The sequence below is a fragment of the Thalassospira profundimaris genome, from assembly GCF_003326755.1.
Lineage (GTDB): Bacteria > Pseudomonadota > Alphaproteobacteria > Rhodospirillales > Thalassospiraceae > Thalassospira > Thalassospira profundimaris_B.
In genome coordinates this window covers 78,330-102,166 of sequence record NZ_JPWH01000009.1, presented here as the reverse complement: position 1 = coordinate 102,166, position 23,837 = coordinate 78,330, and the positions used below count along the sequence as shown (strand labels likewise).

At 54.6% G+C, this 23,837-nt stretch carries 19 protein-coding genes; 4 read left to right on the top strand and 15 right to left on the bottom strand.

Translation table 11 applies throughout. The features are described 5' to 3' along the window. The first annotated feature begins 42 nt into the window (after positions 1–42). Entirely contained in the window at positions 43–942 is a 900-nt protein-coding gene (locus TH25_RS12150; RefSeq protein ID WP_073955884.1) for a LysR family transcriptional regulator, read from the top strand. Positions 943–1,033: 91 nt separating this feature from the next. Here the strand turns inward: TH25_RS12150 and TH25_RS12145 are convergent, their stop codons facing one another. The 6 genes from TH25_RS12145 to TH25_RS12120 form a co-directional block, all read right to left on the bottom strand. Further along, positions 1,034–2,053: a TRAP transporter substrate-binding protein gene (locus TH25_RS12145; protein WP_114088690.1), complete on the bottom strand. Its 1,020-nt coding sequence runs from the start codon at positions 2,051–2,053 to the stop codon at positions 1,034–1,036. Between the two features lie 64 nt (positions 2,054–2,117). Then, complete coding sequence (locus tag TH25_RS12140) at positions 2,118–3,437, bottom strand: TRAP transporter large permease (protein ID WP_114088689.1); 1,320 nt, start codon at positions 3,435–3,437, stop codon at positions 2,118–2,120. Continuing rightward, positions 3,434–3,970 carry a TRAP transporter small permease gene (locus TH25_RS12135; RefSeq protein WP_114088688.1) on the bottom strand — a complete coding sequence of 179 codons (537 nt, stop codon included), beginning with the start codon at positions 3,968–3,970 and terminating at the stop codon, positions 3,434–3,436. The genes TH25_RS12140 and TH25_RS12135 overlap by 4 nt, the downstream gene beginning before the upstream one ends. Positions 3,971–4,013: 43 nt before the next feature. Next, on the bottom strand, positions 4,014–5,393 hold the full coding sequence (locus TH25_RS12130; RefSeq protein ID WP_114088687.1) for an MmgE/PrpD family protein: 1,380 nt from the start codon (positions 5,391–5,393) through the stop codon (positions 4,014–4,016). Positions 5,394–5,415: 22 nt separating this feature from the next. Continuing rightward, positions 5,416–6,300, bottom strand: coding sequence for an amidohydrolase family protein (locus TH25_RS12125; RefSeq protein ID WP_114088686.1), 885 nt, complete (start codon positions 6,298–6,300; stop codon positions 5,416–5,418). A 482-nt stretch (positions 6,301–6,782) separates the two neighbouring features. Further along, complete coding sequence (locus tag TH25_RS12120) at positions 6,783–8,801, bottom strand: aminopeptidase P family protein (protein ID WP_114088685.1); 2,019 nt, start codon at positions 8,799–8,801, stop codon at positions 6,783–6,785. Between the two features lie 245 nt (positions 8,802–9,046). Between TH25_RS12120 and TH25_RS12115 the strand changes: the two genes are divergently transcribed. After that, complete coding sequence (locus TH25_RS12115; RefSeq protein WP_114088684.1) at positions 9,047–9,244, top strand: hypothetical protein; 198 nt, start codon at positions 9,047–9,049, stop codon at positions 9,242–9,244. Positions 9,245–9,461: 217 nt separating this feature from the next. Then, positions 9,462–10,208, top strand: coding sequence for an SDR family oxidoreductase (locus TH25_RS12110; RefSeq protein ID WP_114088683.1), 747 nt, complete (start codon positions 9,462–9,464; stop codon positions 10,206–10,208). A 79-nt stretch (positions 10,209–10,287) separates the two neighbouring features. On the opposite strand, the gene TH25_RS12105 is transcribed toward TH25_RS12110, so the two are convergent. The 3 genes from TH25_RS12105 to TH25_RS12095 all read right to left on the bottom strand — a co-directional run bounded on the left by TH25_RS12105 (position 10,288) and on the right by TH25_RS12095 (position 15,581). Beyond that, the gene (locus tag TH25_RS12105) at positions 10,288–11,169 is read right to left on the bottom strand and encodes a 50S ribosomal protein L11 methyltransferase (RefSeq protein ID WP_114088682.1); all 882 of its coding nucleotides are present in this window, start codon (positions 11,167–11,169) and stop codon (positions 10,288–10,290) included. A gap of 86 nt (positions 11,170–11,255) precedes the next feature. After that, a complete protein-coding gene (locus TH25_RS12100) occupies positions 11,256–13,625 on the bottom strand; it encodes an ATP-dependent helicase (protein WP_114088770.1) in 2,370 nt (789 codons plus the stop codon). 132 nt (positions 13,626–13,757) lie between these two features. Next, the gene (locus TH25_RS12095; RefSeq protein ID WP_114088681.1) at positions 13,758–15,581 is read right to left on the bottom strand and encodes a chloride channel protein; all 1,824 of its coding nucleotides are present in this window, start codon (positions 15,579–15,581) and stop codon (positions 13,758–13,760) included. A 248-nt stretch (positions 15,582–15,829) separates the two neighbouring features. Here TH25_RS12095 and TH25_RS12090 point away from each other — a divergent pair, with 248 nt between their 5' ends. After that, the gene (locus TH25_RS12090; protein WP_114088680.1) at positions 15,830–17,074 is read left to right on the top strand and encodes a multidrug effflux MFS transporter; all 1,245 of its coding nucleotides are present in this window, start codon (positions 15,830–15,832) and stop codon (positions 17,072–17,074) included. Positions 17,075–17,133: 59 nt separating this feature from the next. On the opposite strand, the gene TH25_RS12085 is transcribed toward TH25_RS12090, so the two are convergent. From TH25_RS12085 to TH25_RS12060, 6 genes are all read right to left on the bottom strand, one after another. After that, entirely contained in the window at positions 17,134–17,457 is a 324-nt protein-coding gene (locus tag TH25_RS12085) for a helix-turn-helix domain-containing protein (RefSeq protein WP_114088679.1), read from the bottom strand. Further along, complete coding sequence (locus TH25_RS12080) at positions 17,429–17,842, bottom strand: type II toxin-antitoxin system RelE/ParE family toxin (RefSeq protein WP_114088678.1); 414 nt, start codon at positions 17,840–17,842, stop codon at positions 17,429–17,431. The genes TH25_RS12085 and TH25_RS12080 overlap by 29 nt, the downstream gene beginning before the upstream one ends. A gap of 132 nt (positions 17,843–17,974) precedes the next feature. Next, entirely contained in the window at positions 17,975–20,617 is a 2,643-nt protein-coding gene (gene metH / locus TH25_RS12075; protein ID WP_114088677.1) for a methionine synthase, read from the bottom strand. A gap of 29 nt (positions 20,618–20,646) precedes the next feature. Then, positions 20,647–21,711 carry a homocysteine S-methyltransferase family protein gene (locus TH25_RS12070; protein ID WP_114088676.1) on the bottom strand — a complete coding sequence of 355 codons (1,065 nt, stop codon included), beginning with the start codon at positions 21,709–21,711 and terminating at the stop codon, positions 20,647–20,649. A gap of 58 nt (positions 21,712–21,769) precedes the next feature. Next, complete coding sequence (gene metF, locus TH25_RS12065) at positions 21,770–22,678, bottom strand: methylenetetrahydrofolate reductase (RefSeq protein WP_114088675.1); 909 nt, start codon at positions 22,676–22,678, stop codon at positions 21,770–21,772. Between the two features lie 108 nt (positions 22,679–22,786). Continuing rightward, a complete protein-coding gene (locus TH25_RS12060; RefSeq protein WP_114088674.1) occupies positions 22,787–23,755 on the bottom strand; it encodes an ArsR/SmtB family transcription factor in 969 nt (322 codons plus the stop codon). Positions 23,756–23,837 lie beyond the last annotated feature (82 nt).

The following is a 23,837-nucleotide window of genomic DNA, read 5'->3' as shown; positions in this document are numbered from 1 at the left end:
ACAAACCAGACAGACGGGCACAACAGCAGGACAGAAAAACAGATGAAAGCGAGCATCCGCGGACTGGAACTGTTTCGATCCATCATGCTGACCGGATCGATCAGCAAATCATCGGTCGAACTGAATATTTCCCAGCCTACTGCCAGTGGCCTTCTAAAACGGCTGGAGGATTCCGTAGGGCTGATCCTGTTTGAACGCAGTGCCTTTGGCCTGTCACCCACGCCCGAGGCCATCAAACTGCTGCCCGAAGTTGACCGGATGTTTCAGCATCTCGACCATGTGCAAACCAAAATCACCAATATCGCCGAGGGAGATTCGGCGTTTTTATCGGTGCAATCCCTGCCCTCCATGTCGCAACATTTTGTTGCCCCGACGATTAAAATCCTGTGTGAGCATTTTCCCAAGGCCACGATTTCCATCCATTCGGGTCAATCCTCCCAGGTGGTGAACAGCATTCGCATGGGGGCCTTTGATGTGGGTTTTGTTTATGGGGCGCGGGAAAATTCGATGCTGGAATATATCCCGCTTAAGAAAATCAAATTTGAATGTGTGCTCCGGGCCGATCACAGGCTGGCACAACATTCCCGTGTCGAGCCAAATGACCTGCGAAATGAAAACCTGATTTTGAACCGGTCGGGCACCTATTTGCGCAATGCCCTGAACCGGGCACTGCGCCAGCACGATATCCCCCTGTCGCCCAAGGTCGAAACCGGCACCCTTCAGGCCTATGACCTGATCAATTCAGGGGTCGGGATTGGTATCCTTGATACGTCCCTGTTGTCCGACAACCATTATCCCGATCTGGTTGCCGTGCCGACCTTTATGAATATCGAGGTCGAAGCCTGCGCGATTTTCAACAAAACAACACCGCTGTCGCGTGTTGCCCACCAATATCTGACAATCGTGCAGGATTTCTTTCATACAGTAGGGAAAGTGGACTAAGAACTGTTGCCGTCGCCAAACGCAAAACGACCCGGCAATACCGGGTCGCTGTACTGGAATGTTTTATGTATCGGTCAGGCAGGCGGGTGATTTAGTCCGCCGCACCGGCAATTTCTTTCAGCCGGGCCATCACTTCGGGGCCAACCAGCGGTTCACCCAGTTCTTTCCAGACCGGTTTCATCTTGGCAACCCAGGCGGCATGCTGTTCGTCGTTCAGGCTATGAACTTTAACACCACTTTGACGGATGAATTCCACATCGTCACTGTTCATCTTGAGGCCGTTTTCAAGGTTCCAGTCGGTTGCGGCTTTAAGGGCATCGGCAATACCGGAACGGACATCGTCGGGCAGGCCATCCCACCAGTTCTTGCTGGTCCCCACCATGTAATAGGAATACATATGGTTGGTCAGGGTCAGATGATTGATCATTTCATACATGCCCGACCCCTTCCAGGCATTCGGCGTCACTTCGGCACCGTCAATCACGCCGGTCTGAAGGGCAGTCGGGGCTTCACCCCAATTCACACTAACCGGGTTTGCACCAACGGCCTCAAAGGTTTTCACATAAACCGGGGCGGACTGAACACGGATTTTCATGCCCGCGATATCGGCAGGCGTCAGTACATCCTTGTTGCCGGAATAGCCCAGAACACGCGGACCATTGATCCAGAAGGCAACCGGTTCAATGTTTTTGGAGCGCAGTTGCGGCACAAAAATGCTGCGTACCGTTTCATCCTGCATCGCGGCCGAGAATTTTTCCGGCGTATCGAGAAGAAACGGCAGGTTAAACGCATTCATGCCCTTGGCAAGAGTGGCATAGGTGCCCGTTGTTGGCGCAATGAAGTTGACCGCACCAAGCTGAAGCCCCTGGACTTGGTCGCTTTGATCAAACAGGGTGCTGGAATGATGCAGTTCAATCACAACCTTGTCGCCAAGGCGTTTTTTGACTTCTTCGGCGAATTTTTCAAAGGTCTGGCCTTTGAGGCTGACCTTGGCCGAATCATCAGACATGACGATTTTAATCGGCTCGGCATTGGCAATCGAGGCCCCAAAGGCAACCCCGGCCATCAAAATCCCTGCCAGGGTCAAACGCAGTTTCCCGGTATATTTCATCTCATTTCTCCACTATTTATCATTGTGTTGGTCACACCCTTCCATCCCCTGAAAACGGTGCGGGTCACTTCATCAAAGCTGGCAGATAAAGCGAAACTTGCGGTACGAAGGTCACAAGAAGCAGGGCCGTCAGGGTGGCGGCAATCCAGGGCAATGCCGCCCGGAACACAGTCAAAACCGACATGCCCGAAATACTGCTGGCGACAAAAAGATTCATACCCACCGGCGGCGTGATCAGCCCCAATTCGATATTCACCACCATGATGATGGCAAAATGAACCGGATCGATACCAAGCGACCGGGCCGCAGGCTCGAGCAGCGGTGCAAAAATCAGAATGGTCGGGACACCTTCAAGGAAAAAACCGACAATCACCAACAGCACATTGACGCAAAGCAGGAACTGAACCGGCGATAGCCCGGCATCGAGAACCAGTTGGGCCAGTTTGGCCGGCACACCGATTTTGGTAATGAAATAGCCAAACATCAGGGCATTGGCCGTGACCCAAAAAATCATGCCAACCCGCGGTACTGTTGCGGCAACAACATTAAAAACATCCCGAACCTTAAGTTCGCGGTAGATCAGCATGCCAACAATAACCGCCAGACCAATGGCAACCAGGGCCGCCTCGGTCGGGGTGAAAATGGCCCCACCCTCAAACTGCATGCCAAAAAGTTCAAACCCCGGAAAACCATAAATCCCGACGATAATCACAATGGGCAGCAACAATGCCGGAAAGCTGACGCGAAATGCCCGGCCCATTTCCCCGACGGCCGCCCGCTGGCGGACTTCCACCCCCTCGCGGGTTGCAAGGAAACGTGCGGTAAACAACAAAAGCAGACCATAAATGACACCCGGCACCACACCCGCCAAAAACAGCTTGGGGATCGAGGTTTCGGTAACAAAGCCATAGAGGATCAATGGAATGCTTGGCGGCAGCAAAATGCCAATCGACCCCGAGGTACAAATCGCCCCGATCGAGAATTTTTTGGAATAGCCTTCCTTTAGCAGCGCGGGATAAAGAATGTTACCCACCGCCGCCACGGTGGCCGGGCTGGAGCCGGAAATGGCAGCAAAGAAAATGCAGGTCAAAACCGTTGCCATGCCAAGGCCGGCCTTGAAATGCCCCATCAGGGCCGTCGCCAGATCCACCAGGCGGCGCACCAGCCCGCCATTTTCCATCAGAGCTGCGGCCAAAAAGAAAAACGGCACGGCCATCAAAGTGAAATGTTCAAGATTGGTCAGCAGTTTCTGCCCGAGAATCCCGGTCGGGATTGGCGAGAAGAAGATCGAGGACAATACCGCCGCCCCACCCAGGGCAACGGCAATCGGCGCGCCAATAAGGATCAGGACGAAGAAAACAATGGCCAGAAAAGCAACGGTCATTTGCCCTGCCCCTTGTTGGATGCAATTTTGGAAAGATAGATTTCTTCGGGTTTCAGTGCCCCGATGTCACGCCCCAGGCTCAGCAGCAACAGCACATAGCGCAGGCTGAAAAACACCATCGTGATGGGCACAACAAGAAAGAAATACAGTTCGGGAATATCGGTTTCCTGATTGACCGCACCAATCATATTCAGGAAATTGGCATAGAAAATCGCGTCATAGGCATAATACAGGCACAATGCCAGGGTCGCCCCATAGGCCAGCAGGTTTAAAACCGCCCGTCCACGTGGCCCCATTGCCATCGGCAGCAGGTCCACACGCGGATGATACCCCTCGCGGATAGCACGGCTGGCGCCAAACAGCATCGCCCACACCAGCGAAATCACCAAAACGCTTTCCAGCCAGTGAATGCCCGAATTAAACACATATCGCAGGATGATCTGCAAAAGGCCAAGGCAGACCCCCACCAGGGTCAAACCGACCATCATCAGCTTTTCAAACCCGCATAACAGCAAGTCCAGTCGCCGGATCATTCCATTTCACTCCCACACATATTGTTTTCCCCGTCTTTCACATTCAGGCGGCCATATTGTTTGATGGCGTCCATAACGTGCACAAACAGGAAAGGTCAGTCAGGGTTTCCAGCGCCATGATGGCGTCGTGCAAACGCACCGCTGCCCCGGCAGACAAAACCCGTCCGGCGCAATCGTCATATTTGGCCCTGATCAATTCGGCTGGTGCCGGTTCATCGGCATGACGCCCAAAGGGGCGGTCCATCCGTTTGTTAAGCTTGCGACCATCACGCAGTTTTACTTCCACCTCGGTCAGGTAATTTCCCGGCCGGGTGAGTGACAGATCGGCATGCGGTGCTGCATTTACACGCGCCATCAAGGAAAGCGCAACCGGATCATTGTAGGCAGCAGCATCAAAGCTGCCAAATGTCAGCCCGCCATCCAGAAGGGCGCGCGCCGCGCAATATTGCACGCTGAATTTCGCGTCCAGGCTGTTGCGCAATTGCGGGCGATTCACATGGGTCAGGCGCAGCGGATGAATGCGGGTATCGATGCTTTCCACATCATCGACCTTAAAACCATGTTCGTTTTGCAACGAAAACAGCGCATCCACCGTGGCATGGGTGCTATCGCAGCAGGGATATAATTTAATGCCGATGCCCGGCTCGACAATATCAAGCGGGGCGGCCCAGTCCTGGGTAATCAACTCGGCCTGGTAATTGCCCTTGCCGTTGTAAACATTCAAAAAACCCTGCCTGGCTTCAAGCACATCCAGACTGGCGGTAAAGCCATTTTGCGCCATTTTGGCCGCCATCAGGCCATGCCGAGCGGCATGCCCAACGTGGTAAGGTTTGGTCATGGTGCCAAAATTGGCCTTAACCCCGCTGGCCAGGCTGGCAGATAGCGACAGGGCCAGTGCGGTTTGGTGTACATCAAGCCCCAACAGCTTGGCCGATGCCGCAGCAGCGCCAAACACACCCAGTGTTGCCGTCGGGTGCCAGCCCAGATCATAGTGATGAAAATTCACTGCACGTGCCATGCGGGTTTCGGTTTCAAACCCGACAATGAAAGCCAGCATAAAATCCATGCCCGAAACGGGCTGGCTTTCGGCAATGGCAAACAGAGCTGGCAAAACCGGCGCGGATGGATGGCCACCCATTGCAATATTGACGTCATCAAAATCCAGCGCATGCGAGGCCGCCCCATTGACCAGGGCGGCACACAACACATCGAGTTTGGTATCACGCCCCAGCAGTGACACGTGGCCCGGCGTTGCCAGCCCTTCGGTCTGCAGCATGGTTTCAACCACCGGCTCGTGGGTGCCCGCAAGGGTGCAGCCCACCGTGTCAAGAATAACGGTTTTGGCATTTGCGATGGCAACAGGCGTAAGATCAGCGTGTCCCAGCGCATGAATGCGCTCGGCTAGGTCGGTTATCAATGTCATTCTTTTTTCCGAAATCCGGTAACTAACGCCAGTAGAGCCGTTCGGGATTATCTACCAGCATGGCTTTAACACGGGCGGGATCGCCCGCCCATTGTGCGACAAGGTTTAAGGCCAGCCCGTTATCTTCAGGCCGGAAATGTTCAATTTTATCAGACGAACGCACCGTTCCCGGTGCGGGCATGGTATGGGGCCAGTCACTGCCCCACAGCATGCGATCAGGGCGAGTGGCAAAAAGCTTTTCAACAAAGGGCTGCACATCGCCATAACCCGGCTGGCGCGACACCCGGTAAAGGGCGGACAGCTTTAGATAAACATGGCCGCAAGCCAAAAGGCGGCACAGGCTGTCAAACCCGGTCTGGGTCAAATCCCCCGCCGCATCCAGGCAGCACATGTGATCAAGCACCAGATCAACCGGCAGCGCTGCCAGTTTGTCTTCAAGCAGGGCAATATTGCCAAGGGTGGTATAAATCTGAATATGCCAACCCAGTGCTAAAACCCGCTGTACGGCATGGTCCAACCGGGCGGCAACACTTTGTGCATCCACATCACCATGGGTTCGCAAATTAAGGCGAATACCACGCACCCCCGCGCCGTGCAGGCGCACCAGGTCTTCATCGCCAAAGCTGTCGTCAATCACGGCAACAGCCCGGGCGCGGTCCTGCCCCATGCCTTCGATGGCATCAAGGATGCAGGCATTATCGGTGCCATAGGGGCTGGCCTGCACCAGAATGGCCCGGCGAAATGACAATTGCGCCAAATGTGTTTCAAGCGCCGAAAGCGGCGCATGGTCCGGTGTATAGACACGATCAGCCGACAGGGGAAAACGCCCTGCATCAAAGATGTGAACATGGCAGTCACATGCATTTTCGGGCACGGTAAATGCCATCGCCTGATAGGTCTGGGTCATATTACACTCGGACGTTCCTGTTTTCCGGCCTGTGCCAGATCACTGTTTAACTTCCTGCCATCCGTGACCGTCTTTGTCATAAATGCCCTTGACCGGCTGTCCAGGCGGCCCCGTCAGGCAGGTGTTTCAGATTGATTTGTTCGTCAAAGTATCCGTCAGATTTCGAGGTTTTTTCAAATCGGTTTTCCTGCGACCCCTACAAAGTTTTTCGATACCCTGACCAATATCAATAAAATATTTTATTTTCAGATGCTTATAAAGAAGCACACCCACCATAAGGCGTATCCATCACTTGTTTTTCACATTGAATTAGCCTGATACGATGAAACTCTGGCGGCAACTATTTTGCTGCCAATGCGGATTCCGCCAACGTTTTGCCCGGCATCCCCATAAATCATGCCAAACAAAACGCGCCAGCATCATGTCGATACTGGCGCGTCTTTATGCCATTGGGGCCGAAAGGGACAGCACCCTTCCCCTGCTTAATCCCTGGAAAGCGGTGCAGTTGCCTGTTTCAACCAGTCACGATGTTCATCATCGAGGTCGTTTTCATACATGGCGTAAACCTGGGCATGATAATCGTTCAGCCAGTTCAGTTCCGCATCATCAAGCAGGCTGGCATCAATCAGGCGGCGTTCAATGGGGGAAAAGGTCAGGGTTTCAAACCCCAGTACCTGCAATTCCGCCCCTTCTGGTGCCGGAAGCTCGATCACGGCGATCAGGTTTTCGATGCGAATGCCATATTCGCCTTCCTTGTAATATCCCGGCTCGTTTGACAGAACCATGCCCGGCTTCAGGGCAATTTTATTGGCCGCCTTGGAAATGCGTTGCGGTCCTTCATGCACCCCCAAATAACTGCCAACGCCGTGGCCGGTGCCGTGGTCAAAATCCAGGCCCACATCCCACAGTGGTTTGCGTGCCAGGGTATCAAGCTGCGGGCCGGTGGTACCGACCGGGAATTTGGCCGTGGCAAGGGCGATATGCCCTTTCAGCACACGGGTGAAACGGTCGCGCATTTCATCGCTGGGCGTGCCAATAATGGTAGTGCGGGTAATGTCGGTGGTGCCATCAATATATTGCCCGCCGGAATCGATCAGGAAAATTTCGCCAGGCTGCAATTTGCGATTGGTTTCCGGGATGCAGCGATAATGGCAAATCGCGCCATTCGGCCCGCTGCCGGGAATGGTGGTAAAGCTGCTGTCGCGAAACAGCGGGTCTTCCTCGCGCAGGGACAGCAATTTGTCAGCCGCCCGCATTTCATCCAGGGTGCCGTCTGCGGCGGCCTTCTCCAGCCAGGCAAAATAACGAATGATTTTTTCGCCATCGCGCTTGTGCGCCTTGCGCGAGCCTTCCAGTTCCACCGCATTTTTAATCGCCTTGGGAATGGCAATCGGGTCGCGCCCCACCCGCACGGTTGCCCCGGCCTTGCTTAATTGCATACGCAACCAGTCCGATGCGGTTGCTTCATCGAGCCGGACAGACCCATTGCCCAAACCGCGCAGGGCGTCGGCCAGTTCACCGGGCTGGCGCAATGTGGCATCGCCTGCAATCCAGTCACGGGTTTCGGGGGCGAATTTGCGGTCATCGGCAAACAGGTCTACTGCGCCGGTTTTATCAATAATCGCATATCCCAACATCAGCGGCGTTTGCGGCACATCGCCGCCGCGAATGTTTAACAGCCAGGCAATACTGTCAGGCGCTGAAATAACCGCGGCTTCGCATTCCAGCGTTTCCAGCGCCTTGGCAATGGTGGCCCGCTTTTCGGCACTGGACTGCCCGGCATATTCCAGCAAATGCGGGCGGGCGGGGGCCAGCGGCTGGGCGGGTTGCTGGTGCCACAGGGCATCAATCGGGTTGGGATCAATCGCGACGAGTTCAGCCCCGGCACTTTCGCAGGCTTCGCGCAGCTGGTCGGCATGGGCAACGGTATGTAACCACGGGTCATAGGCCAGCTTCTGCCCGGCTTCCAGATGGTCATAAATCCAGCCAACTGCCGGTTCATTGACCAGATGGCGATATTGATACAGCGTGCCATTCACCTGCTGGCGCACCTGAATGGTATAACGGCCATCCACAAAAATGGCGGCATGGTCCTGCAACACAACCGCCGCCCCGGCGGAGCCGGTAAAGCCGGTTAACCAGGCCAGACGTTCCGCACGGGCAGGCACATATTCGCCCTGATGTTCATCCGCGCGCGGCACAATAAAGCCATCAATGCCCTTGGCGGCCAGATAGGTCCGCAATTGCGCAATGCGTTCGGCGGCATCAAAGCCATCGGCGGCATTGCAAAAGCTGCCCTTGCGTTCATCACGCAGGTTCAAAAGGGCTTCCTTGGTATCAGGCGACAGATTGGGCCCCACCAAATCAAACCAGTCCGCCCGGCTGTCGCCATTGGCTGCCGCCAGTACCCCGTCTATCAGATCAACAATTGCGGCAAGGTCTTTTTCGATACCATCCTTTTTTAACAAAGCAGCCAAATGCGCATCGCCCGAATAGGTCATGGGAAATCCTTTTTGATGGTCCGACAGGGGAACAGGGTCATAAAGTGCGGCGAGATTACGGGTTTTTGCCTATTATATACAAGCCTGCATTTTCAGCCATTTGTCCCGCCATATGGCCTCACATGCGCATCAGGTATGAAAGCCCTGCACAGTTCGCAATACAAAAGTTAACGTTTTTTTACTATGACATGTGCATGACAAAAAGATGACCCGCCGGGCCATCAATTTGCAGGAGACAATAAACGGTGGTCCGTTTTCCATTTACTGCGCAAAGTGTTGCCCAGTCACGCCGTCGCCAGACAGCCTATGATGGCCTTGAGCGCCTTTCCCATCAGGAACGCATTGCGCTCGGTTTTGATACAGGCAGTGCCCAGTCGGGCGATGTGATGCAATCCGGGTATGCTGGCCTCCCCGCCAGCGACTTGACCGCAGACCGGGACTGACTGGACCTTCCCGCCCGTTTGCCATTGTCCCCTTGCAGACGGCACGCAGGATTGAGGTTCACTTTCCTTGTGGTCTTTTTTTGTTTCCCTCAGAAACGGCTCCGTCCTTCCCCGGCGGAGCCGTTTCGCTTTTCATCCCAATGTCTTTTCTTGCTATGGCTTGTTCCAAACAGTTGAACCTGCAATAGTTTGCCCCGAAAGAAAACGGGGAAGAAACATGCCGAAAACAGTTCTGATTACCGGTGGATCACGCGGAATTGGCCGGGCCACAGCCCTTTTATGTGCCGAACGTGGCTGGAATGTCGCCATCAGCTATGTCGGCAACAAGGCCGCTGCCGAGCAAACCCGCAATGACTGCCGAAAGGCGGGCGGTGAATGTATTATCAAACGCTGCGACGTTGCCCGCGAAGAAGACATCATTTCCCTGTTTACCGTTGCGCTGGATGCCTTTGGCACCCTTGATGCCGTGGTCAATAATGCCGGGATCGTCGCCCCGGCAATGAAATTGATGGATATGGATGTTGAACGGATGGAACGTATTTTTGATACCAACATCCTGGGCGCCTATATCGTCGCGCGCGAAGCCGCCCGCCATATGGCGCGGTCCCGCGATGGCAAGGGCGGAGTGATTGTCAATATTTCGTCAATGGCGGCAAAGCTGGGCGGACCCAACGAATATGTCGATTATGCCGGGTCCAAGGGCGCGATTGACAGCCTGACAATTGGCCTGGCCAAGGAACTGGGGCCAGAAGGCATTCGCGTCAATGGCGTGCGCCCCGGCATTATCGAGACCGACATTCATGCCAGCGGCGGCCGCCCCAACCGTGCAGCGGAGCTAGGCCCAAACTGCCCGCTGGGCCGCACCGGCACCGCCGAGGAAGTTGCCGAAAGCATTGTGTGGCTGATGGAGGATTCATCCTCCTTCGTTACCGGCGCCCTGATTGATGTTTCAGGCGGGCGTTAAAAATCCAATCATAAAAAAGCCCTGCCATTCACATAGGCAAATGGCAGGGCAAATATTTTGGCTTTATGCGCGGTAAACGTTAGCCCACCACCAGTGTGGTCCAGTTTTCAACCTTGAAACGGTTGAGCAGGGTCAGGCCGACTTCGCGATAGGCCGACAGAACAAACTGTTCCTGATGGGCAAGCAGGCCTGAGAGCACCACAACACCGTCATCCGACAGGGTATTTGCCAGTTCATAGGCCATTTTGCGCAGCGGACGCGCAAGGATATTGGCGCACACAATGTCATAATAACCAGCATCGCGAATGCGGACATCTGCGAAACCGTTGGAATGCAGGGCCGTGATCAGCCCGGCAACCTTGTTGATTTTGGCATTTTCGCGTGCCACCCGAACCGACGGCGCATCAATATCGGCCATCATGACCGGGCAGTTCCAGGTTTTGGCGCACGCCATACCCAAAATACCCGAACCACAGCCCATATCCAGCGCATTGCGGCGCGGGCCGTATTTTGCCAGCCAGTCAATCGCGGCAAGGCACCCCTTGGTGGTTTGATGTTCGCCAGAGCCAAAGGCCAGACCGGCATCGACCTGAAGGGCGATTTTTGCCAGCGGCACGTCGCCATCCCAATGCGACCCGTGCACATAAAACCGTCCCACCGAAATTGGCTTGAAGCTGCGCAAATTATCACTCACCCAATCCTTGGGTTCGTAACTGCCAAACTCCACCACCGGGGTTTCCGCGCCCAGGGCCGATGCCATCAGCGACACCGCCGTTTCAACACCTGGTTTGTCAATTTCGGTGCCGGAAAAACCCTCCACCCGCCAGTCAGTATCGGGCTCGCTGGTCAGTTCGGAATGCGACAGGGCATCGCAATAGTCTGACAATGCCTCGGCAAAGGCTTCGACATGGGCCCCTTTGACGGTAAAGGAGAAATTATAGCAACGCACAGTTTCGGTCATTTTGCATCTCGTTGATCGCGGTTGCCCTGGTTTGCAACCGGTTTGAAAGTCGCGCCGCTGCGCGCCCGATTAAAATTTCCCCCGGCTTAACCCGGCAGAATAAAACTGTCGACAACCTTTTTGGTGCCAACATCGTCAAAATGGATTTCCAGCTTGTTGCCATCCACCGCACGCACAATACCGGGGCCAAATTTACGATGCCGCACTTTGTCGCCAACCTTGTATTTCGATGATCCAGCACGCGTGGTGAAAACCGCCTCGCCATCGGGCGCAACATCAATCACATTTTTACGCACCCGGTCCTGCCAGCCGGAACTGGCAAATTTGCGATCCGAAAATGTGTTTTTCTGTGATTTGTAGCCACCATTATGATCACCCTCATTGGCCCAGCTTGGTGGCTTCATCCAGTCATCGGCACCCCAGGCGCCGGGCGATACATTGCCTTTGCCCTGCGAAAGGCCGGTATCGCTGATGCGCTCAATATGATCGGATGGCAATTCATCAACAAAGCGCGACGGCAGCGCACTTTGCCACTGGTTATAAATGCGACGATTGGCGGCATAGGTAACGGTGGCGCGTTTGCGCGCCCTTGTAATGCCGACATAGGCCAGACGTCGCTCTTCCTCCAGCCCCTTGACCCCGCTTTCATCCATGGCCCGCTGATGGGGAAATACGCCCTCTTCCCAACCCGGCAAAAAGACATAGTCAAATTCCAGCCCCTTGGCGGCGTGCAGAGTCATGATCGTGACCTTTTCCCGCTCGTCGGACTGGTCATTTTCCATCACCAGCGACACGTGCTCCAGGAATGTCGTCAGGTTTTCAAATTCTCCAATCGCGGAAACCAGTTCCTTGAGGTTTTCCAGGCGGCCCGGTGCATCAATTTCCTTTGATGCCCGCCACATATCGGTATAACCGCTTTCATCAAGGACGATTTCCAAAACCTCGACATGGCTTTTTTCCGCCAATAGCGCGCGCCAGCGGTCAAAATCGGCCAGAAAAACCGACAAATCCTTGCGCAGCTTGGGCTTCAGTTCCTCGGTATCAATCAGCTCCCGCGTTGCACGCGGCAGTGACACCGATTGATCGCGCGAATATTGATGCAGGGTTTGCAAGGCAACCTTGCCCACGCCGCGCCTGGGTACATTGACAATACGTTCAAAGGCCAGGCTGTCATCGGGCTGGGCAATCAGGCGGATATAGGCGATAGCATCGCGAATTTCCTGGCGTTCATAAAACCGTGCGCCGCCAACCACACGATAGGGTACACCCAGCGTGATCATGCGTTCTTCAAATTCGCGGGTCTGAAACCCGGCCCGGACCAGAATGGCAATTTGCGACGCCCGGATTCCCTTGCTTTGCAGGGCTTCAATATCCTCGCCCACAAGGCGTGCTTCGGATTCACCATCCCACACGCCCTTGACCTGGACCTTGTCGCCCGCATCAATTTCGGTCCAGAGTTCCTTGCCCAAACGGCCGGAATTATGGGCAATCAATTGTGATGCCGCGGCCAGAATATGCGGTGTGGAGCGATAGTTCTGTTCCAGTCGCACCACATGGGCCCCAGGAAAATCGGTTTCAAAACGCAGGATGTTGCCAACTTCCGCCCCGCGCCAGCTATAGATCGCCTGGTCATCATCGCCAACACAGCAAATATTGCGATGAACCATCGCCATTGCGCGCAGCCACAAATACTGGGCGACGTTGGTATCCTGATATTCATCAACCAGAATATAGCGAAATGTTTGCTGATACTGGCGCAGCACTTCGGGATGCTTTTGGAAAATCGTCAGGCAGTGCAGCAATAAATCGCCAAAATCGGCGGCATTCAGAACCGTCAAACGTTCCTGATAAATGCGGTAAAGCTGCTGGGCATACCCATTGGCAAATTCCATGCCCTCGCTCGCACGATCCGGCGTTAAGCCCTTGTCTTTCCAGCGTTGAATGATCCCCATCAATTGTTTGGCGGGCCATTTTTTTACATCAATCTGCTCGGCTTCCATGATCTGCTTGAGCAGGCGGATCTGGTCATCGGTATCGAGAATCGTGAAGTTCGATTTTAACCCCACCAGTTCGGCATGGCGGCGCAACAAACGGGCGGCCAGTGAATGGAAGGTGCCCAGCCACCAGCCCTCCACCGGGCGGCCCAGGGTGGCGGCCACACGTTCCTGCATTTCGCGTGCGGCACGGTTGGTAAAGGTCACGGTTAAAATCTGCTGCGGGTGCAGATATTCCGGCGCGCCCCCTTTGGTTTCCAAAAGGTGGGCCAGGCGCGTGGTCAAAACGCGCGTTTTGCCCGTTCCCGCCCCGGCCAGCACCAATAAAGGCCCGTCCAGCGTGGCAACGGCATCGCGCTGTTCCGCATTCAGCGTGGTCAGGTATCCCGGTGTTGGTGCCTTTTCCAGGCGCATGTCCGGGGCAGAGCTGTATTCGTCGATTTCAAAGGGATCATCAGTCATGGCAGCATATATAACACGCGAAACAGACAGGGCCAGTATGGCTTTTGCCAATGTGCAACAAAACGGGAACTTCCGACAGATGTTTCACTGCCAGAATGTGCGATTTATAAGGCGCGTTCCAGCCCGGCAACTCTAAAACAATTTTGGCGGGGCATCGCCGCGTTCTTCGCCGTGCAATTCCAGAAGGGCACGATTATAGGCCATCATGGCATCCTTTTCATGGACAAAGCCTATCATCAACCGGTCTTCGGTATTGGCAACCACCGGCAAGTGTTCTTCGCCGGTCTGTTCCATCAGGCGAATGGCATGTTCGATGCTGTCTTCACGGCACAGGGCGGGCGGTTTGGCCCGCGCGAGTTTGATGGCGGTAACATCATCGCCAATATTGGGGTCAAAGGCCGCATGGCGCAAATCGGCCAGGGTAATGGTGCCCAGCAATTTACCTGCATCATCGAGCACGAACAATTCACTATAGGGCGCATTGATCAGCTTTTCGCGCAGGCGACTGATCGGCTCGTCGGGCGAAACGGTGGCAAATTGCCGCGACATCACATCGCCCACCTTCAGGCTGCGCAGCAAATTAACCTCCCGCCCCCAGCGATGGCTTAGCCCGCGCTGGCGCAACTGCCAGCTAAAAAACGACCCGCCCTGGGCATGGTCGGCAATCATGGAGGCAATCACCGATGCCACCATTACCGCAATCGTCAATTCATAATCACCAGTCAGTTCAAAAATAATCAACGTGGTGGAAATGGGCGCGCCAAGCATGGCGGCTACCACGGCCCCCATGCCCACCAGCGTATAGGCCCCGTGACCGGAGGATAAATCCGGCAGAACGGCCGTTGCCGTCAGGCCAAAAGCCCCGCCCAGCATCGCGCCCAAAAACAGCGCCGGACTAAACACCCCACCGCCAAAACCAAAAGCAAGACAGATCACCACCAAGACCGCCTTTACCGCCAGAAGCTGGCTTAGCAGCGACCAGGAATAAACCTCGTATAACGCATCATTCATCGCGCCATAGCCCACGCCGACCACTTCGGGATATCCCACCGACATCACCCCCACGGCAAGCCCCGCCAAAGCAGGCCGCCCCCAAACCGGAATGCGGGCTGCGCGGATGAATTGCTGGGTAAAGCCGACGGATCGCACCACCAGAACGCTCAGCACACCGGCACAAACGCCGAGCAGGGCAAAGGCGGGAAATTCCAGAAAAGAGGCAATTTCATGGGCGGGGATCAAAAAGGCAACGTCATGCCCGAAATAAAGCCGGGTTAAAATGGTCCCGCTGACCGAGGCCAGCACAATCGGGGCAAAGGCGGTTAGGGCATAATGGCCCAGGGCAACCTCGTGGGCAAAAAGGGCCCCGGCCAACGGCGCATTAAACGATGCCGCCACCGCCGATGCCACCCCGCAGCCCAGAAGGGTTCGTGCCGCACTTCGGCGCAAATGCAAAACACGGGTCAACCACGAACCAATGGTGGCCCCCATATGCACAACCGGCCCCTCACGGCCCAATGACGCCCCGCAGCCCAGAGAGGCCACATTGACCAGGGCGGCCTTGATCCCGCTGCGCGCGGACATGCGGCCATCGTGAAAGGCGGCAGCATCAATCACATCGGCCACCCCCAAAGATCGCCGTTCGGACATAAAATAATAAATAAACAGGCCAATCAAAAGCCCGCCCAGTGTGGGAACAAGGATCAAATGCCAGGCCGGCAGGGTTTTAAGAAAATAATGCACCGCCTCGTCCGAGGAGCCATAGCCCAGCTTCTGAATTTGCAAAAGCCCCTCGCGAAAGACAATTGCCATTGCCCCGACCAGGGTGCCGACCACCAGGGCCAAAATGGACAGAACAAGCTGTTCGCCTTTCAGAAGACGACGCAACCCCACAAAAACACGCAGATTTCGCAGCGAATTTCCGGCCAAAATACCCCCTGCCCCAAAATGCGGGTGCATTAAAAATTCACACCCTTAACGAGTATATCGCATTGCCGATCCGCCACCGTCAATTTATCTGTCAGGAGACTGTGTACCGAAGACCCAAATTTGTACATTTTCTGCCCAAATGGTACCGGTCTGTGTGACACATGGTTAAAGCCATTCAAAAACGGCATTGATCTTTGACTGTTCAATGCCCCATTCTTACAAACAAATCAGGTGCATATCATATGTGCCCCAAACCTTTGTTTCAGGACTTTCAGTTAATGACCAGCAGTCAATCGACGGGAACATCCACGTCCCGCCCCATACCGCCTTTTGCCGAATTCATCACACTGATGGCTTTGACAATGGGCATGGTCGCGCTTTCCATTGACAATCTGCTTCCGGCTTTTGGCCCTATCTCGCAGGATTTTGCCCTGTCCGATCCCAATGAAATCCAGCTTCTGGTGTTCATTTTCATGATCGGCTTTTCGCTGATGCAAATTGTCTATGGCCCGCTGGCCGATGTATATGGCCGCAAAATAACCCTGATGCTGGGGTTGTTCATTTACACCATCGGTACCCTGCTATCGTTTTTTGCCGACAGTTTTGACCACCTTCTAATCGCCCGCTTTATTCAGGGGCTGGGCGCTGCCGCCCCGCGTATTTTAACCCTGACCATCATTCGCGACTGCTTCGAGGGGCGCGACATGGCGCGCGTGATGTCGCTGGTGATGATGGTGTTCATTATTGTCCCGGTTTTTGCCCCGGCCAGCGGCGGCCTGATCCTGTCCTTTGGCAGTTGGCATCTTATTTTCGGTTTCATGCTGCTGCTGGTTCTGATTCTGGTGGTCTGGTACAAATTGCGCATGCCCGAAACCCTGCATCCGGAATATCGCCACAAACTTTCAATCCGCCGGATCCTGCGGGATTTCCGTGTTACGGCAACCACACGCCAGACACTGGGCTATGGCACGGCAATGGGCCTGTGTTTTGGCTGCCTGATGTCCTATATCGGATCGGCCGAACAGATTTTTGATTCCTCGATTTACAAGCTGGGCGACTGGTTTCCCGTTGTATTTGGCCTGGTTGCCGCCGCCATGAGTGTGGCCTCGTTCGTCAATGCGCGCCTGGTGCGCAAAATCGGGATGCACAAACTTTCGCATTTCGGCCTGTGCGTTTTTATCGCAATGGGCGCGGTCAATCTGGCGATTGCCCTGGCCTTTGATGGCGTGCCACCACTTTGGATGTTTGGCGTTGGTCTGACCATTGCCCATTTCGCCTTCATGCTGACAATGCCAAACTTCAATTCACTGGCAATGGAACCGCTTGGCGCGATTGCCGGAACAGCATCCTCGCTGCTTGGCTTTTACACCACCCTGATTGGCGTGATGTGCGGCACGATTGTCGGCCAAAACTTCAACGGCACGGTTATTCCCATCGTGACAGGCTATCTGACGCTGGGAGGATTGTGCCTGATCATTGTCCTGATCACGGAAAAGGGCAGATTATTCCGCCCGACCCACTAAAATCTTGCGACATGCCCCCTTCATCCTGAAGCCCGTCACAGGATGAAGGGGAAGACATATCAGGCAATCGCCTTTAATCCTTTTTTCTGAACAATCGTCAGCAACTTTAATGCCGGCCCTCCCGGTTTTTTAACCCCGCGTTCCCAGTCAGAGACCAGATTTCGACTAACATTAAGATACCGGGCAAAAACAGGTTGCGAAATGCTTTCCCGTTCACGGATTTCCTTGATAGCGGATGGCGAAAGATCATCAACACGCATCAGGCAGCTATCGTCAAATTCGCGCATGGTCTGCTTGTCAATTGCGCCCACGCCATAAAGCGCCTCGGCGGTCTCATGAATGGCGGCAAACGCATCACTTCGGTGATTTTTTCTGTTTGTCATCCTGTTCACCATTTTTACTTTTGGTAATTTCAAAAAGATCCTTCTTTTCAAGAAGCTTCACGAGCGTCTCATCTGAAAGACCGAGAACGTGACCTGCCAGTTTCCTGAAATCGGATTGTTCCTCTTCGGTTATGTTATCGAGGTCTTTTTTTGCGTAACCATAAATAAAGAAAGTCCGCTCATGACGACGGAAAAATATAATGGCCCGATAGCCACCTGATTTACCCTCACCCGGGCGTGCTATTCTCTGCTTAAGCACGCCCCCACCAAGATCGGCATCAATAATACCGCGACTGGCATCTCCAACCACTTCAAGCAACTTGGCATGGGATATTTTTTCTTTTCTGGCAAAGCGTCTGAAACTTTTGTTTAGAAAAACCCTCAAGCGCTTTCCTCCTGATTACGCTTAAAAATATCACACTTAGCGTGATATATAAAGAAAAAGAAAACCCCGCCAGACAAAGCCGACGGGGTGCAGGGCAGGATTAAATTTTCCGTTTTATATCAAATCGTTATATCAACGTGCCGGATCATAATTTAGGTTCGGGGCCAGCCAGCGTTCGGCGACCGACAGGTCCATCCCCTTGCGTTTGGCGTAATCCTCCACCTGGTCACGTTCAATTTTGCCAAGACCAAAATATTTGGCATCCGGGTTGGCAAAATAAAGGCCGCTGACCGATGAGGTCGGCGTCATGGCGAAACTTTCCGTCAGCGACACGCCGGTATGTTTTTCCGCATCCAGCAATTTCCACAACGTGCCCTTTTCGGTATGGTCCGGGCAGGCTGGATAACCCGGTGCCGGGCGGATACCCTGATATTTTTCGGCGATCAAATCATCGTTGGACAGGTTTTCATCGCTGGCATAGCCCCACAAGTCACGACGGACCTTTTCGTGCATGGTTTCGGCAAAGGCCTCGGCAAAGCGGTCGCCCAATGCCTTCACAAGGATGGCGTTATAATCGTCATGCTCGGCTTCCATTTTTTTGGAAATGGCCTCAACCTCCGGCCCGGCCGTTACAACAAACCCGCCAATATAATCAGTTTTGCCGCTATCTTTGGGCGCAATATAATCGGCCAGGGCGCGATTGGGGCGTTTGTTGTTTTCGCGATACATCTGCTGGCGCAGGGTATGAATGGTGATCGGTTCGTTACCATCCGGTGCCGGGGTGATTTCAATATCATCACCCACCGAATTGGCCGGCCACAGGCCAACAACAGCGCGCGGTTTAAACCATTTTTCATCGATAATGCGTTTCAGCATCGCCTGGGCATCGGCATAAAGGTTACGGGCGGTTTCACCCACCACCTCGTCATCAAGAATGGCCGGAAAACGGCCATGCAGTTCCCAGGTTTCAAAAAACGGTTTCCAGTCAAACCGGTTCATCAGTTCGGCAAGATCAAAATCCTCAAACACCGTCAGGCCCGGTTTTGCCGGGGCAACCGGGGTGAAGTTATCCCAATCCAGTTGCGCCTTGTTGGCGCGTGCATCAGCCAGGGCAAAACGTTTTTTCTGCAACTGCTGGGCCGCATGGCGTTCGGCCATTGCCAGATATTCATTGCGCAATTCGCTGACAAAGACGTCGCGGTGCGTTTCGGAAACCAGCTTGCTGGCAACACCCACGGCGCGTGATGCGTCAATCACATAAACCACGGCCTTGTCATAGTTCGGCGCGATTTTGACAGCGGTATGCACCTTCGATGTGGTTGCCCCGCCAATCAAAAGCGGAATATCCAGCCCCTCGCGTTTCATTTCGGCGGCCACAAAGGTCATTTCTTCCAGCGATGGCGTAATCAGCCCGGAAAGGCCGATCATATCAACCTTTTCCGCCTTGGCGGTTTCGATAATCTTTTGGGTTGGTACCATCACGCCAAGGTCAATGACCTCGAAATTGTTACATTGCAGGACCACGCCCACGATATTTTTGCCAATGTCGTGCACATCGCCTTTCACGGTGGCGAGCAGGATTTTACCGTTGCTTTCGCGCTTGCCGTCTTTCTCTGCCTCGATATAGGGGATCAGATAAGCCACGGCCTTTTTCATCACCCGGGCGGATTTCACCACCTGGGGCAAAAACATTTTACCCGCACCAAACAGGTCGCCCACAATGTTCATGCCATCCATCAGCGGGCCTTCAATCACATGAAGGGGTTTGTCGGCCTGCTGGCGGGCTTCTTCGGTATCTTCCTCGACAAATTCGGCAATACCATTAATCAGGGCATGGGCCAGGCGTTCATTAACCGGCTTTTTGCGCCATTCCTGGTCGGCTTTCTTTTCCGGGCCGCCCGTGCCTTTATATTTGTCGGCCACTTCAAGCAAACGGTCGGTGGCATCGGAACGGCGGTTCAGGATCACATCCTCGACCCGCTCGCGCAGTTCGGCCGGTATTTCCTCATACACCACCAACTGCCCGGCATTGACGATGCCCATATCCATGCCGGCCTTGATGGCATGATACAGGAATACCGAGTGCATGGCTTCACGTACCGGGTTATTCCCCCTAAACGAAAAAGACACATTGGAAACCCCGCCGGAAATTTTGGCGTAAGGCAGGTTTTCCTTGATCAGCTTGCAGGCTTCGATGAAATCAACAGCGTAATTATCGTGCTCCTCGATCCCGGTGGCGACGGCAAAAATGTTCGGATCGAAAATAATGTCTTCGGGTGGGAAGCCGACTTCATCGACCAGCACCCGATAGCTGCGCTGGCAAATTTCAAATTTGCGTTCCACCGTGTCAGCCTGGCCTTTTTCATCAAAGGCCATCACAACAACGGCGGCCCCATAACGGCGCAACAGCTTTGCCTGGCGAATAAAAGGTTCCGGCCCTTCCTTCAAGCTGATCGAGTTAACGATGCCCTTGCCCTGCAGGCATTTCAGGCCCGCCTCGATCACGTTCCATTTGGAACTGTCCACCATGATCGGCACACGGGCAATGTCGGGCTCTGCCGCCACCAGATTGATGAACTTCACCATCGCCGATTCCGCATCAAGCATCGCATCATCCATGTTGATGTCGATGATCTGGGCACCGTTTTCGACCTGTTCGCGGGCCACATCAAGGGCTGCTTCGTAGTTTTCCTCGACGATCAGCTTCTTGAATTTCAACGAGCCCGCAACGTTGGTGCGTTCGCCGATATTGATGAATCTGGATATTTCGGACATCGTTCTCTCAGTCTCTCTCGGCTTTGCTCTTAGGCGGCATCAAACGGTTCAAGTCCCGACAGACGCATATGCGGCGTCAGTTTGGGCGCTTTGCGCGGGGCACAATCCTGCACGGCTTGCGCAATCGCCCTGATATGGGGCGGCGTTGTCCCGCAGCACCCGCCCAGAAGATTGATCAGGCCGCTTTCGGCCCATTCCTTGACCAAGGCGGCCATTTCACTGTCGGTCTGGTCATATTCGCCAAATTCGTTAGGCAGGCCCGCATTGGGATAAACCGAAACGCGGCATTCGGCAACACGCGAAAGTTCAACCACATAGGGGCGAAGCTGGGCTGCGCCCAAGGCGCAATTAAGGCCAATCGAAAACGGCTTGGCATGGCGTACCGAATTATAGAACGCCTCGGTCGTCTGACCTGAAAGGGTCCGGCCCGAGGCATCGGTGATCGTGCCCGAAATCATGACCGGCACATCCTCGCCCCGTTCCTCGATCACTTCGGCAATGGCAAACAGGGCCGCCTTGGCATTTAGCGTATCGAAAATGGTTTCAACCAGCAACGTATCCGCCCCGCCATCCAACAGGCCATTTGCCGCTTCCTTATAGGCGGTTGCAAGCTGGTCAAAGGTTACGGCGCGAAAGCCGGGATTGTTCACATCGGGCGAGATGGAAGCTGTCCGGTTGGTTGGACCGATGGCCCCATTGACAAAACGTACATCGCCGGGATGGGCGGCTTCCCATTCATCGCAGGCCTGGCGGGCCAGTTTGGCACTTTCATAATTGATTTCATAAGCCAGGCTTTCCATGCCGTAATCGGCTTGGGCGATGGTGGTGGCACTAAAGGTGTTGGTGCCGTTCAAATCGGCCCCGGCGGCAATATATTGCAGATGAATATCCTTGATAATATCTGGCCGGGTCAGGGACAAAAGGTCGTTATTGCCCTTCAAATCCTGCTTCCAGTCGGCAAAGCGTTCACCGCGATAATCTTCCTCAGTCAGCTTGTGCTTCTGGATCATGGTGCCCATTGCGCCATCCAGAATCAGGATTTTCTTTTCGGCGCGCTCTTTAAGCAGGGCAATACGTTTCTGGCGATCAGTCATGACGGCATATCCTGTCTGTGTATCATAGCGGCGCAAAGGCGCCTTATATATCGGTTTCTCAGGCAGAGAGAGCAACCTGTTTGGCGCGAATGCCCAGCGCATGGCATATCGCATAGGTCAGTTCGGCCCGGTTCAGGGTATAGAAATGAAAATCCGTTACCCCTTCGGCAATCAGCCCTTCCACCTGGGAGATGGCCTCGTGAAAGGCGACCATGCGGCGGGTATCGGGGTCATCGTCCAGCCCGTCAAACCGGTGATGCAGGCGTGCCGGTACATTGGCACCGCACATCCCGGCAAATTTAAGAAGCGAGGCGAAATTGGTGACAGGCAGAATACCCGGGACAATCGGTGCACTGATGCCAGCCTTGGCACATTTATCGCGAAAACGCAGGAAAACCTCGTTGTCAAAAAAGAACTGGGTAATCGCGCGATCAGCCCCGGCATCAAATTTGCGTTTCAGATACTCAATTTCAAAATCGGCACTTGGCGCATCGGGATGCGTTTCGGGATAAGCTGAAACCGAAATATCAAAATCGGCAATTTTTTTAAGCCCGCCAACCAGGTCAACGGCATAATCATAACCACCCGGGGTCGGCACATAGGTGTCCCCCGCATCAGGCAAGTCACCGCGCAGGGCCACAATGGACCGAATGCCTTCATCCCAATAGGTGCGTGCAATACGTTCGATCTCGCCCCGGGTATGGCCCACACAGGTCAAATGTGCGGCGGCCGGAATACCGGTTTCGCGCTGAATACGGGTCACACTGGCGTGGGTGCGGTCCCGCGTGGAACCACCCGCCCCATATGTGACCGACACAAAAGACGGTGCCAGCGGCGCAAGGCGATGGATTGAACGCCACATGGTTTCTTCCATCTTTTCCGTTTTGGGCGGAAAAAATTCAAAGGAAACCCGCAAATCGCGACGGTTAGCGGCGGTTTGATGTGTGGTGTCACGCAATTGCGTCATTGTCGTCTACCTTGTGTTCAAATGCCCTTGCAGGCAACGTCCGTTATTTTCAAGCCCGCCTATCAAGTCGATGCCGGGGCTGTCTGGTATTGTTAAAGTCTCGGGCAGCTATTCGGCAGCCTGCCCCGTGCCGGGATCGGCGATCGCGCCGCGGTCGGCATGGCCGCACCACAGACACACCGTCAACGGCTTGCCCGGCAGATTGATCACGTCATCCATCGCCAGCCGGGAGGATGCAAACCAGTCCTTCATCGCCCCGTCATCAAAGCCGAGACGGCGATGGGCATGGTGTTCGCGCAGCTCTTCCTGGTCATGCGGGGCAAAATCAACCACCAGCAGGGTTCCCCCAGGGGCAAGCAGGCGCGCGGCCTCGGCAATCGCGGTTTCGGGCTTCTCGGCATAATGCAAAACCTGATGCAGGGTAATCACGTCAAAGGCGCCATCAGGATAAGGCAATTGATACATATCGGCCTGGCGCACCAGGCAATTTGCCAGTTCCGCACGTTGCAGGCGGGCACGCGCCACGGCCAGCATCTCGCGCGACATATCAACGCCCACCCCTTCGGCGGCGGATTTGCCCAAAAGCTCCAGCACCCGGCCCGTACCGGTGCCAATATCAAGAATACGCTTGCCTTCAAGATTGCCAAGTGTGTTCAGAAGGGCGGCTTCCACCTCGGCCTCGTCAACATGCAGGGACCGGATGGTATCCCATTCACCGGCATTGGCGCGAAAATATTCGGTGGCAACCTGTTCACGCTGCTTTTTCACCTGATCCAGGCGGGTACGATCCAGCAACAGCACTTCATCATCGCGCGGCAGCAGGTTTAAAACAGGCGCCACCAGCTCAGCCCCCGGGCCACTATGCGGGGTGCGATAAAAAACCCAGGTTCCTTCGCGGAAACGTACCAACAGCCCTGCCTCGCACAGCAGTTTAAGGTGCCGCGACACACGAGGCTGGCTTTGCCCGATAATCTGCGTGATTTCGCTGACCGTCAGTTCGCATTCCGCGCAAATTGCCAATAGCCGCAATCGTGTGGCTTCTGCGGCGGCGCGCAATCCTGCCAGAACCTGTTCCATGATCACCCTCCCGGTTTCTCATGCACATATAAAGATATATTTATATTTATTCAAGCAAAAAGCGCATCTCCTCACCGATGAT

What these genes read in the sequence shown, in the direction of transcription:
- TH25_RS12150 (WP_073955884.1), top strand. Translation starts at nt 43, where the DNA reads ATGAAAGCGAGCATCCGCGGACTGGAACTGTTTCGATCCATCATGCTG.
- TH25_RS12145 (WP_114088690.1), bottom strand. Translation starts at nt 2,053, where the DNA reads ATGAAATATACCGGGAAACTGCGTTTGACCCTGGCAGGGATTTTGATG.
- TH25_RS12140 (WP_114088689.1), bottom strand. Translation starts at nt 3,437, where the DNA reads ATGACCGTTGCTTTTCTGGCCATTGTTTTCTTCGTCCTGATCCTTATT.
- TH25_RS12135 (WP_114088688.1), bottom strand. Translation starts at nt 3,970, where the DNA reads ATGATCCGGCGACTGGACTTGCTGTTATGCGGGTTTGAAAAGCTGATG.
- TH25_RS12130 (WP_114088687.1), bottom strand. Translation starts at nt 5,393, where the DNA reads ATGACATTGATAACCGACCTAGCCGAGCGCATTCATGCGCTGGGACAC.
- TH25_RS12125 (WP_114088686.1), bottom strand. Translation starts at nt 6,300, where the DNA reads ATGACCCAGACCTATCAGGCGATGGCATTTACCGTGCCCGAAAATGCA.
- TH25_RS12120 (WP_114088685.1), bottom strand. Translation starts at nt 8,801, where the DNA reads ATGACCTATTCGGGCGATGCGCATTTGGCTGCTTTGTTAAAAAAGGAT.
- TH25_RS12110 (WP_114088683.1), top strand. Translation starts at nt 9,462, where the DNA reads ATGCCGAAAACAGTTCTGATTACCGGTGGATCACGCGGAATTGGCCGG.
- TH25_RS12105 (WP_114088682.1), bottom strand. Translation starts at nt 11,169, where the DNA reads ATGACCGAAACTGTGCGTTGCTATAATTTCTCCTTTACCGTCAAAGGG.
- TH25_RS12100 (WP_114088770.1), bottom strand. Translation starts at nt 13,625, where the DNA reads ATGACTGATGATCCCTTTGAAATCGACGAATACAGCTCTGCCCCGGAC.
- TH25_RS12095 (WP_114088681.1), bottom strand. Translation starts at nt 15,581, where the DNA reads ATGCACCCGCATTTTGGGGCAGGGGGTATTTTGGCCGGAAATTCGCTG.
- TH25_RS12090 (WP_114088680.1), top strand. Translation starts at nt 15,830, where the DNA reads ATGACCAGCAGTCAATCGACGGGAACATCCACGTCCCGCCCCATACCG.
- TH25_RS12085 (WP_114088679.1), bottom strand. Translation starts at nt 17,457, where the DNA reads ATGACAAACAGAAAAAATCACCGAAGTGATGCGTTTGCCGCCATTCAT.
- metH (WP_114088677.1), bottom strand. Translation starts at nt 20,617, where the DNA reads ATGTCCGAAATATCCAGATTCATCAATATCGGCGAACGCACCAACGTT.
- TH25_RS12070 (WP_114088676.1), bottom strand. Translation starts at nt 21,711, where the DNA reads ATGACTGATCGCCAGAAACGTATTGCCCTGCTTAAAGAGCGCGCCGAA.
- metF (WP_114088675.1), bottom strand. Translation starts at nt 22,678, where the DNA reads ATGACGCAATTGCGTGACACCACACATCAAACCGCCGCTAACCGTCGC.
- TH25_RS12060 (WP_114088674.1), bottom strand. Translation starts at nt 23,755, where the DNA reads ATGGAACAGGTTCTGGCAGGATTGCGCGCCGCCGCAGAAGCCACACGA.